9 protein-coding genes are annotated in these 10,391 nt (G+C 74.3%); 5 read left to right on the top strand and 4 right to left on the bottom strand.

The window, feature by feature from the left end; genetic code table 11:
* From FHP29_RS19525 to FHP29_RS19540, 4 genes are all read left to right on the top strand, one after another.
* Positions 1-1,398 (top strand): oligosaccharide flippase family protein (locus tag FHP29_RS19525; protein ID WP_139624533.1); only part of this gene is annotated, 1,398 nt, incomplete at its 5' end.
* Entirely contained in the window at positions 1,395-2,270 is an 876-nt protein-coding gene (locus FHP29_RS19530; RefSeq protein WP_139624534.1) for a sulfotransferase family protein, read from the top strand. The genes FHP29_RS19525 and FHP29_RS19530, both read left to right, overlap by 4 nt.
* Positions 2,267-3,532: a hypothetical protein gene (locus tag FHP29_RS19535; RefSeq protein WP_139624535.1), complete on the top strand. Its 1,266-nt coding sequence runs from the start codon at positions 2,267-2,269 to the stop codon at positions 3,530-3,532. Before FHP29_RS19530 ends, FHP29_RS19535 begins: the two co-directional genes overlap by 4 nt.
* Positions 3,529-4,710, top strand: coding sequence for a hypothetical protein (locus tag FHP29_RS19540; RefSeq protein ID WP_139624536.1), 1,182 nt, complete (start codon positions 3,529-3,531; stop codon positions 4,708-4,710). Before FHP29_RS19535 ends, FHP29_RS19540 begins: the two co-directional genes overlap by 4 nt.
* Positions 4,711-4,737: 27 nt before the next feature.
* Here the strand turns inward: FHP29_RS19540 and FHP29_RS19545 are convergent, their stop codons facing one another.
* The 4 genes from FHP29_RS19545 to FHP29_RS19560 all read right to left on the bottom strand — a co-directional run bounded on the left by FHP29_RS19545 (position 4,738) and on the right by FHP29_RS19560 (position 9,990).
* The gene (locus FHP29_RS19545; protein ID WP_158296651.1) at positions 4,738-6,186 is read right to left on the bottom strand and encodes a cellulase family glycosylhydrolase; all 1,449 of its coding nucleotides are present in this window, start codon (positions 6,184-6,186) and stop codon (positions 4,738-4,740) included.
* A 140-nt stretch (positions 6,187-6,326) separates the two neighbouring features.
* Positions 6,327-7,250 carry a glycosyltransferase family 2 protein gene (locus tag FHP29_RS19550; RefSeq protein ID WP_158296652.1) on the bottom strand — a complete coding sequence of 308 codons (924 nt, stop codon included), beginning with the start codon at positions 7,248-7,250 and terminating at the stop codon, positions 6,327-6,329.
* Positions 7,247-7,972 carry a CDP-alcohol phosphatidyltransferase family protein gene (locus FHP29_RS19555; RefSeq protein WP_139624539.1) on the bottom strand — a complete coding sequence of 242 codons (726 nt, stop codon included), beginning with the start codon at positions 7,970-7,972 and terminating at the stop codon, positions 7,247-7,249. Before FHP29_RS19555 ends, FHP29_RS19550 begins: the two co-directional genes overlap by 4 nt.
* Positions 7,969-9,990 (bottom strand): hypothetical protein, encoded by a 2,022-nt coding sequence (locus FHP29_RS19560; protein ID WP_139624540.1) that lies wholly within the window; start codon positions 9,988-9,990, stop codon positions 7,969-7,971. Before FHP29_RS19560 ends, FHP29_RS19555 begins: the two co-directional genes overlap by 4 nt.
* Before the next feature lie 139 nt (positions 9,991-10,129).
* Between FHP29_RS19560 and FHP29_RS21910 the strand changes: the two genes are divergently transcribed.
* A partial coding sequence (locus FHP29_RS21910; RefSeq protein WP_205014282.1) for a hypothetical protein occupies positions 10,130-10,391 on the top strand: 262 nt, incomplete at its 3' end.

Raw genomic sequence — 10,391 nt, forward strand, 5'->3', positions numbered from 1 at the left:
CTGGTCCTCGTCGTCACCCGCAGCGTTCCGCCCGAGGTCGCCGGCCGGTTCTTCGCCGCGACGGCCGTCTTCCTGGTGGCGCTCGCGACCGCCGGCCTCGGCACGGACACGGGGCTCGCCCGGTTCGTGCTGCGCGACGACCGATACGACGTACGCCGTCTGGTGCGGATCGCCGGCATCCCGGTGCTGCTCGTCTCCTGCGGACTCGCGCTCGCCCTCGCGATCTGGGTTCCCGACGCCCGCCCGCTGGCCTGGGCGCTGCCGCTGGCGGCCGCCGCCGACCTGTGCCTGGCGACCGTGCGGGCGCATGCGATGTTCCGGGCGAGCGTCGTCGTCGACCGGATCGTGCGTCCGGCGGTCCAGGTCGGGCTGGTGGCCCTGGTGCTGCTGCTCGACCTCCCCGGAGCCTGGCTGGCCACCGCATGGGCGGCGGCCTACGCCGTGAGCGCGGTGCTCGCCGGTCGGGCCGTGGTCGCGGTGACCGGCGGCGTCCGGCGCGGAACCGCGGGCGCCGGCCCGTCGGGAATGGCGGGCGGTCCGGGGGCGCGTGAGTTCTGGTCCTTCACCTGGCCGCGGGCCGTGGCCCGCATCGCCCAGGTCGGCGTGCAGCGCCTGGACATCGTGCTCGTCGCGTGGCTGCTCTCGCCGACGCACGCCGCCGTCTACACGGTGGCGACCCGGTTCGTCGTCTTCGGCCAGCTCGCCAACCAGGCCGTCTCCAGCGTGGTGCAGCCGAGGTTCACCATGATCCTCGCCGGACCCGCGGACGACGCGCCCGCCCTCGTCAACCGCGTCTTCGGAGTCACCACCGGTTGGAGCATCCTGCTCGCCTGGCCGGTCTACCTCGCCGTCGCCGCGGGGCCCGCGGCCTACCTGGGCTGGTTCGGGTCGTCGTACGTCACCGGCGAGGCGATCGCCGTAGCGCTGGTGATGGCCGCGGGCATGCTCGTCGCGGTCGCCTCGGGACCCGTCGACACGCTGCTGCTGATGATCGGGCGCAGCGGACGCAGTCTCGCGAACACCCTCGTCGCGCTCGGCCTCGATGTCGGCCTGTGCCTGGTGCTGGTGCCCCGGATCGGGATCGCCGGTGCCGCGGTCGCGTGGGTGGTCGCCGTCGTCGTGCGCTGCGGGCTCGCCGTCGCCCAACTGCGCGCCGAGATCGGGCTGGCGCCGCCGCCCGGGGGTCTCCTCCTCGCGGCCGCCCTGCCCGTCGGCTGCGTCGGCGTCCCGGTCGCCCTCGCCGGACTGCTCGGGCTCTCGCCTCTCGGCTGGCTCGCCGCCTGCCTGCTCGCCGGGACGGGCTACGCCGCCGTGGTGTGGCGGATGCGATCCCGGCTCGCCATCGACGTCTTCGCCGGCGGCCTGCGGCCGGCCCGAACCCTGGAGGTGGCGGCATGATCCGCGCCCTGGCCGGACGGCTGCGTGCCGTGCTCCCCGCCCCGCTGCGACGCGCGGCTCGGGCGATCCTGCTGGCCTGGGGCTGGCTCACCGCCGACCTGCGGCAAGAGCCCGGGATCGTCGTCGTCGGCGCCCAGCGCGCCGGCACCACCACCCTGTTCCGCCTGCTCAGCGAGCATCCCGGCCTGTGCCGGCCCACGGTCGACAAGGGCACCGGCTACTTCGACGACGGCTACCGCCACTCCCGCCGCTGGTACCGCGCCCACTTCCCGCTGCGCTGGAGCACGCGGGGGCGGACCACGTTCGAGTGCAGCGGCTACTACCTCTTCCACCCGCTCGCCGCCGAGCGCCTCGGCCGCGACCTGCCCGGCTGCCAGGTCGTCGCCCTCGTGCGCGACCCGGTCGCCCGCGCCCACTCGGCCCACCGTCACGAGTCGGCCCGCGGCTTCGACCCGCTGCCGTTCGCCGAGGCGGTCGCCCGCGAGGAGGAGCGCACGGCCGGCCAGAGCGCACTGCTGGCCACCGACCCCGGCGCGACCAGCTACGCCCACCGCCACCATGCCTATCTGCAGCGCGGCGACTATGCCCTGCAGATCGAGCGGTACGTCGCCGCGCTGGGCCGCGAGCGGGTCCATGTGGTCGACGCCGACGCCCTGTTCGCCGACCCGGTCGCCGTCTACGTCGACCTCCAGCGGCGGCTCGGCCTGGCCGTGCACCGGCCGGCCGAGGTGCGTCGCTGGAACGAGCGTCCCGGCGAGCCGCTCCCCCCTGATCTGGCGGCCGCCCTGCGCCGCCGCTTCGACGGCCCCGATGCCGCCCTGGCCGAGCTTCTCGGCCGGGCGCCCCGCTGGCGAGAGGAAGCCCTGCGATGACCGACACCCACCTCCACCCCCAACGATCGCGGCCCGCGCTGCTGAGCGCCGCCGGACGGCACCGCCTCGCGCGGGTCACCCGATGGCATCCCGGGCTGCGGGAGGTTCCCGTCGAGAAGCTGCTGCTCGGCGGACAGAACGGCATGTCCGCGGCGCAGTTCGCCGCCGCGCTCGGCGACCCCCTGTGGCCCTCGCGCCGCGTCGCCGAGGGCCCGCACGCCGGCCTGCTCGCACTGGCCGCGAGCAACGGCCGGCTCAGCGACGCACAGCTCCTGGCGACCCCCTACGCCCGCATGGCCCGCACCTGCATCCGGCACACCGGCCGCTACTTCGCCGCCGGCACGGCCGACGCAGCAGCCGGGATCGTCGCGCAGGCGCGGGACTTCCTCGCCGGCGACACACCGACGGAGGCGGTGTCCGTCGACCTGCACTCGCCGCCGGGGCAGCCGGTCCTCGTCGTACCGATCGCCCACTCGGACTGCTACCAGGTCCTCGACGGTCACCACCGGATCGCCCGGGCCGCCGCGGCGGGGGAGAGGACCATGCTGGTCCGGGTGCGGCGCGGCGAGGTGTCCACGCCGTTGCAGGACCTGCTGCGGCAGATGTCGTGGCTCGAGGGTGGCCGCCAGCTCTACCAGCCGGTGGACTCGCCCGAGCTGGCCGCGCAGTGGCCGACCGTGCGCTGCTGCGAGGACCGGTTCGAGGCGATGGACGCCTTCCTGCGCCGAGCGCTCGGCGAGCCCCTGTCCGGGAGCTACCTGGACGTCGCCAGCTGCTACGGCTGGTTCGTGGCGCGGATGGCCGGCCTGGGCTTCGACGCCGACGGCATCGAGCGGGACCCGCTGGGCCCCACGCTCGGCCGACTCGTCTACGGCGCCGACCCGGTACGGATCCGGGTCGGGGACGCGGTCAACATCCTGCGCGGCACCCGCGAGACCTGGGACGTCGTGTCGTGCTTCAGCCTGCTGCACCACTTCGTGCTCGGCCGCGGCAGCTGTGACGAGGTCGAGCTCGTCCGGCTGCTCGACCGCGCCACCGGCCGGGTGCTCTTCCTCGACACCGGGCAGGACCACGAACGGTGGTTCCGCTCGTCGCTGCGTGGGTGGAACCCCGACCACATCCGGGCCTTCCTGCGCGAGCACACGACCTTCGACCAGATCCTCGACCTCGGACCCGACCGCGACGCGGTCGGCCCGTACGCCGACAACTACGGCCGGCACCTGTTCGTCTGCGTCCGCACCGAGCCGAGGAGCGCGCGATGACCGTCACGACCCGGACCGCCCTGCTCGACGCGGCGGCCGAGCTGTGGCCCGGCGCCGACCTGGTCCCGGCCGGCACGGCCCGCGACGGCCGACCGGTCCGCGCCCGCTACGCCGTGGTCTGCCGGGGCAACGACCCCACCGTGCTGGTTCCGGTCGAGTCCTCGGTCGCGGCCGGCGCCTCCCTCCGCCGGATCAGCACCGCCTCCAGCTGGTGGGACACCACCGCCCGCGTCGCGGCGGGAGCCGCGGTGCGCGCGGTCCCCCGGCTGCTGCGGCACCGGGTCGAGGTCCGCGGCGGCGCCGACGGCCTGGCCGAGCACCTCGGCGAGATCCTGGGCCGACCCGTCAGCTTCAGCATCAGCATCGGGACCGCCCGGGTGAACCGGAAGCCGGTGCTGCAGGTGTTCGACGAGCTGGGCCGATGCCGGGCGTTCGTCAAGGTCGGCTGGTCCGGCAACACCTGCGCCGACGTGACCGCGGAGGGCCGGGCGCTCGCCGCCGTGACGGCCCAGCCCTACCGGCACGTCGTGCCTCCGGAGCTCCTGGCGCGCACGTCGTGGCAGGGACGCCCGGTTCTCGTGGTCGGGCCGCTCGAGCCGTCACCGTGGCACCGCCGCCGCAACGGCTGGACGCCGCCGACGGAGGCGATGGACGAGCTCGCGGCGCGCTTCGCCGCGCCCCCCGGGGAGCTCACCGCCTCGGACTGGTGGCACCGCCAGTGGCAGGAGACCGGCAGGCTGAGCGACGCGGTGTCGCGCGGACGACTCGGCCGCGCGCTGGAGCGGGTCGCCGCCATCACGGGCCACCGCGAGCTGCAGTGGGGCGCGTGGCACGGCGACTGGACGCCGTGGAACATGGCTCGAGCGGGCGAGAAGGTCCTGCTGTGGGACTGGGAGCGCTTCGAGACCGGCGTCCCGCGCGGGCTCGACGCCCTCCACTACGTCGTCAACGCGCTCAACTCCGGCACGCCCGCGTCGGCGGAGGGCGTGCTCCAGGCGCTGCGGCTCGCGGCGTACCGCGACCGCAGCCTGGGTGGCGAGCCGCACGTGCAGAGCCTGCTCTACCTGGTCTCGATCCTGACGAGATATCTCCGGCTCGTCGACGGGCCCGGCGGCGAGCACATCTCCGCGCGGGCGATGCAGACGCTGGTGGCCCTGGAGCGCCTGACCGAGGTGTAGGCGCTCCAGGGTCGTACGGAGCCGGTGCTACTTCAGGGCCGCCGCGCCACGGAGCGCCTGCGCGAAGGCGTTGCGCTTCGTCGTGGTCTCCAGGGTCCACGGCGCGACGCTGTTGAGGGCGCTGTCGAAGTAGCTGTAGGCGATGCCGCCGTAGCTCTGCATCAGCTGCACGGCGTTCACGATCTCCGCGGGTCGGGCGTCGGCGGCCACGTGGGTGACGCCGGTCTCGCCGAGCGCCCAGTCGACGCCGACGGAGCCGGCCCACGCCGAGATCGCCTGGTAGTACTGCGCGAAGTCGGTCCACTTCGTCGTGGTGGTGCCGTTCTTCTCCACGCCGTACTGCTGGTAGATGTCGAAACCGGCCACGTCCACCTTGACCCCGCGCGGCCAGATGTTGGCGAGGCTGTACGCCGGCTCTCCGTAGAACTGGTTCCAACCGGTCACCACGACGGTGAAGGCCACGTTCGGGGCGGTGGTGCGCACGAGGGGCGCGAGGTGCTCCTGCATCCGGCGCCACTCCTGGATGTCGCCGTCGCCCTCGGGCTCGTGGTGGAACGCGACCCACACGGGGCCGCCGGCGGTGGCCAGCCGCTGGGCGAGGTCGGTGGCCCAGGCGTCGCCCTTGCCGTCGGCCATCTCGGTCCACGAGTACGGCAGCTTGAAGCTCACCCACGGCAGCCGGCCGGCGGCCAGGTCGGCCTGTGCGGTGCGGACGGCGCTCGCGACGCCGGTCGCGGTGTAGTAGGTGCGCCGGACGCCGAGGTGGGCGCCCACCTGCTGCTCGAGGCCGGACGGATCGGTGTTGGAGCCGTGCGCGGCGCCGACGTAGGTGCCACAGTCGGGGATGCCCCGCGCGGTGCGACCGCAGCCGTTGGTCAGTGTCGCGACGAGGGGCTCGGAGTCTCCCTTCCCGCTCTTGGGGCGCACCCGCAGGTCGTCGACGAGCACCCTCTCGCCGGACACCACGCGCGGCGTCACGATGCCCAGCTTCAGCGCCGAGTCGCGCTTCCTGGTCTTGAGCCGGACCTTGAGCCGGGTCCACGCGCCGGCCTTGGTGCGTACGTCGGCCGAGCGGGTCTGGACCTTCCTTCCGCCGGCGATCTCGCGCACCCGAAGGGTCACCTGCCGCCTGGCCGTCGTGCGCACCCAGACCCGGACGACGTACGCCGTCCCGGCCGCGTGGGCACCGGCGAACCGGTGCTTGCTGACGGTCGTCGCCTTGCCGGTGTGTGCCCGGCGCACCACCATGGCGCGACCGTCGTTGCGTCCCGCGCCGCTGCGCGACAGCTTCACCCGGGTGCCCTTCACCCCGGCGAAGCCGTCCAGGTGGGCCTCGAAGGTGCCCGCGGGCAGCGTCGCGCTCCCGGCACCGGCCGCGCCGCCCGATGTCGCCGGAGGAACCGCCGCCATCGCCGCGGCCAGCAACATCGCCAGCACGACCGCCAGCCAGGTCCCACGTCTGTGAGCGTTCTTCATGACGCCACCTCCCGAATCGGGCCGTGTGGAGCATGCGCACGGCCTCGTCATCACTGCTCGATCGGCTCGAATGGAAGCGCGCCGAGGAGTCGCGAGCAAACTTCTCCCCCAAATGGGGGAGGAGCGGCCGGGCGAAGAGGTCAGATGCCGTGCCCGTGGCGGTGGGCGATGTCGAGCAGGCGCTCGGCACTCAGCAGGCGCATCGCCACCAGGGCGGCGAGATAGGCCCTCGGCTCGCGTGGGGAGGTCCACGCGGTGCGGGCGGCACAGCGCATCGCCGCGCGGTCTCCGAGGGCGGCGAGCGCGAACGCCTTGCGGCCGAGCAGGCGGGCGTGGGCCCGGCGGTCCTCGCGGAAGACGGGATGCTTGGCGAGGCCGTAGTCGATGGCCTCGATGATGGTCGCCCACTGGCGGGAGAACTTCGAGCCGCCCCAGCGCACCCGGACCAGGGGCTGGGCGATCACGTGGAAGCCGCCCGCGCCCGCGGCGCGGATCATCCAGTCGAAGTCCTCGCCGTAGCTCCCGGGGATCTCCTCGTCGACCAGCCCGATCGCGGAGAGCAGGTCCTGGCGGCGGACCACGACCGACGAGGGATGGGCGGCCATGACGCGGCGGCGCACCAGGTTGGGCAGCTCGAGGGCCTCCGCCGTGGGAACGCGGACGGTCGTCGTCCCGGCGTAGTCGACCTCGATGCCGGTGACACAGGTCGGCGGCCCGCCCTGGCACAGGGCCCGGACCTGGCGGTCGAGCTTTCCGGGCAGCCACACGTCGTCGTCGTCACAGAAGGCGACGATCTCCCCGTCTCCGTGGAGCACGCCGCTGTTGCGTGCCCCGGCCAGCCCCGGCGTTCGGTGGTTCTCGATCACCTCGACCGACCGCCGGCCTCCGCTGTCCGACCGATCGAGCTCGTGGTCCGGCGTCGAGCGGTCGAAGACGACGATGCAGCGGATCCGGCCGGCGTACTCCTGCCCGATCACGGCATCGATGGCCTCGCGCACCAGGACGGGTCGCTCGTGCGTCGCGATGACGACGTCGACATCGGGCAGTCCCGCGTGGCGGCTCACGACGTCGCCCGCTCGCTCGGCTCGCGGCGTCGTACGACGTCGAGGCGGGCCGCGATCCGCCGGCACCGGCGCAGGTTGATCCCGGTGGCGGTCACGTAGAAGACGAGCCCGAACACGAGTCCGGCGGCCGCCGGCCGCGGTCCGGCCAGGGGGAGGAGGCCCAGCACCAGGGTCTCCACCTCGACCGTCCACGGCACGGGGTTCATCCGGATCCGCCGGCAGAACCTGAGCCACGGATCGAGCAGGGGAAGGTCGGTGCGCCCGGCCAGGTCGGATCGGCCCTCGCCGAGACCGGCGCGGTCCGCGAGGTGCTTGCGATGGTCCAGTGCCCACAGGTGGCAGCCGAGCGCGACGAGCAGGCCGGCCACGACCGGCGCGGAGACCCGTTCGGCGTCGATCGCCCACAGCCCGAGGCAGGCATAGGCGGCGCTCACGCACACGACGTCGCTCGCGACGTCGAACAGCGCGCCGCGCTCGGTGCTGGAGCCCTGCTGGCGGGCGATCTTGCCGTCGAGGCAGTCGGTGAAGAAGCGGAGCAGGAACAGCCCGCCGCCCAGGCGCAGGCGTCCGGTGGCCAGGCAGGCCGCCGCGGCGACACCGAGCAGGCTCGCGACGGCGGTGACCCGGTTGGGCGTGACCCCGGCGCGGGGGGCGAGGACCCGCGCCAGCGGATCGGCCAGCGGGTCGATGGCCAGGCGGGTCCACATGTCGCGGGGGATCATCGACGCCTCCAGGTGCGTAGGGCGGCCAGCGCGACGAGGCCGCCGATGGCCATGCCGCTGGTGGCCGGGACGGTGTGCTCGGTCCCGATGATCCGTGGCGCTCCCAGCCGGATCACGCTGCCGACCTCGGGCCGGTGCGTCGTGAGGTGGGCGATCGCGGCGCGCAGGTAGGTGCGGGTCGCGGCCCAGGCCGGGTCACCGGGATCGACCGCGGCGAGTCGCTCGCCGAGCCGTGCGACGAGATCGCTGCGGCGTGCCTCCAGGAACCGGGTGCGTTCGGCGAGGTACTCCTCGGCCACGGCGAGCGCGGCGGCCTCCGGGTCGTGCTGCCGCGACGTGGTCACCGTGACCTCGAGGACCGTCGACAGCGGCGGTGCGCCCACCCGGATGTCGGATCGCAGGGTCGCGGGCGGGATCCCGACCCGGTCGCCGGCGCGCTCCATCGCCCGCTCCGAGCGCAGCAGCGCCGCCTCGGTGTCGACGGTCGCCGGATCCGGAGGTCGGACGAGGGTGCCGCTGTCGGCCTCCCTGGCGATGTCGCCGACGTCGAGGTACGTCGGCGACGGGGTCAGGGCGATGGTGACCGTGCTGGCGACGCGCCGCTCCTCGCCGCGGGTCGCGCCGGCCCCGAGGAGGGCGCCGAGGATCGCGACGGTCGCGGCCGCGACCAGCGCTCGGCGATCCGGCAGGCGCAGGGCGGTGCCCGAGCGCTCCTCGCGCCACGCGAGGGCCACCGCGGCCATCACGATCATCATCGGCAGGCCGAGGGTGTCGTAGACCGTCAGCTGCAGCAGGAACACGATGAGCACGAAGGTGGCGACCGTCTGGTTCGTCGTCCGGCATCGCCACGTCCGGCGCAGCGCGAGGACGAAGAAGGTCAGGAAGAACAGCGCCCCGATCCAGCCCTGCGAGAAGAGCACGAGCCAGAGCTGTCCCTGGGTGCCGAGGGGAGGCACCCCGCAGGCCGGGCAGTCGGGCGTCGCGCCGCCGGCGATGGAGGTGAACGTGCCCGCGACGTCCCGGGTGCTGCCGTAGCCGATGACGGGGGAGCCGCGGGTCATCGAGTCGACCGTGGCGACGAGGAGCTGGGAGCGCCGGTCGTTGCTGTGCGGGTGCTCGAGGCGGGAGGAGACGGTGTCGCCCAGCGGGGTGGAGGTCACGAAGACGCCACCGAGGATGACGAGGGCGACGAGGGCGACGAGGGCGGCGGCGTGCCGGCGCATCGCGAGCAGCACGAGCAGGCCGGCGGCCCCGACTCCCAGCGCGAGCCACAGCCCCCGGTTGAGGCTGAGCACGATCGGCACGGCGGCCGCGACGAGCACGGGGGCGGCCAGCCAGCGACGCTCGGAGCGAGCGGACGCGACGGCCGCGGCGAAGAAGACCAGGGTCAGCGAGATCACGCTGCCCCAGGTGTTGGTGTAGGCGAAGGGCGCCTTGGGTCGGGGCTCGGCCTCGCCCAGTACCCTCTGGACGTCGGCGGTCTCGGCCGAGACGAGGGTGCTCACGAAGCCGTTGCCGCGCAAGCCTCCGGGCAGGAGCCGCTCGGCGAGGGTGGTGATCGCCAGGTCCGGCGCGAGCAGGCCGAGCAGGCCACCGGCGACGGCGACGACGAACACCCAGGCGAGGATCCGGTGCACGAGTCGGTCGGGGAGCCGGTCGGCCGGCGTGTTGCCGATCCACACCAGCAGCACGGTGCAGGAGAGGTACCACCCCAGCCGGTAGCCGAAGACGAGGAGGCGGCCGGCGCCGCCGTCGTCCACGGCTCCCGGGGCGGCGGCCCACAGCGTGCCGACTCCGAGCACGACCCACAGCAGGAACAGCAGCCACCAGCCGGCGTGCGGCGGCAGCGAGATCCGCCGCCGGGTCCGGAGGTCCCAGCACAGCGGGACGGCCAGCGCGAGCGGCACCAGGGCGGCCACCCCGAGCAGCCACCACACCGGCAGGCCGGCGATGCCGATCACGAAGCATCGCGCGGCGACCCGTCCGGGCCCATCTCCCGGTGACGTGGTGGACGTCATGACGACTAGCCAACCCCGGGGCCCGCCGATCGCGGCTCACCAATTTTGGGGTACTCACGGTGCGCGCCGGTTCGGCCCCCGCAGCGCGTCCTACTGTCGCCTCATGCCCCGGTCGCCGGGCGTACGAGGGGAGGCCGTCATGCGTAGGACCGCCGCAGCCCTCCTGTGCTCGCTGGCCCTCGGCTGGTCCTCGATCGCCGTGACGCCGGCCTCGGCGGGCTCCGAGTCGGGCACCGAGCCGGGTGGCACCCTGGTCCGGGAGGACCCGGCGCCGGGCACGCCGCACGTCCTCGACGGAGAGGTCCTCTCCGTGGTCCAGGTCGGCAACACGATCGTCCTCGGCGGCACCTTCACCCGGGCCCGCGACGACGGCAGTACGACGGAGGTGCCGCGTCGCGGCC

This window comes from Nocardioides albidus, assembly GCF_006335005.1.
Taxonomy (GTDB): Bacteria; Actinomycetota; Actinomycetes; order Propionibacteriales; family Nocardioidaceae; genus Nocardioides; species Nocardioides albidus.

What these genes read in the sequence shown, in the direction of transcription:
- FHP29_RS19555 (WP_139624539.1), bottom strand. Translation starts at nt 7,972, where the DNA reads ATGATCCCCCGCGACATGTGGACCCGCCTGGCCATCGACCCGCTGGCC.
- FHP29_RS19545 (WP_158296651.1), bottom strand. Translation starts at nt 6,186, where the DNA reads ATGAAGAACGCTCACAGACGTGGGACCTGGCTGGCGGTCGTGCTGGCG.
- FHP29_RS19535 (WP_139624535.1), top strand. Translation starts at nt 2,267, where the DNA reads ATGACCGACACCCACCTCCACCCCCAACGATCGCGGCCCGCGCTGCTG.
- FHP29_RS19540 (WP_139624536.1), top strand. Translation starts at nt 3,529, where the DNA reads ATGACCGTCACGACCCGGACCGCCCTGCTCGACGCGGCGGCCGAGCTG.
- FHP29_RS19530 (WP_139624534.1), top strand. Translation starts at nt 1,395, where the DNA reads ATGATCCGCGCCCTGGCCGGACGGCTGCGTGCCGTGCTCCCCGCCCCG.
- FHP29_RS19560 (WP_139624540.1), bottom strand. Translation starts at nt 9,990, where the DNA reads ATGACGTCCACCACGTCACCGGGAGATGGGCCCGGACGGGTCGCCGCG.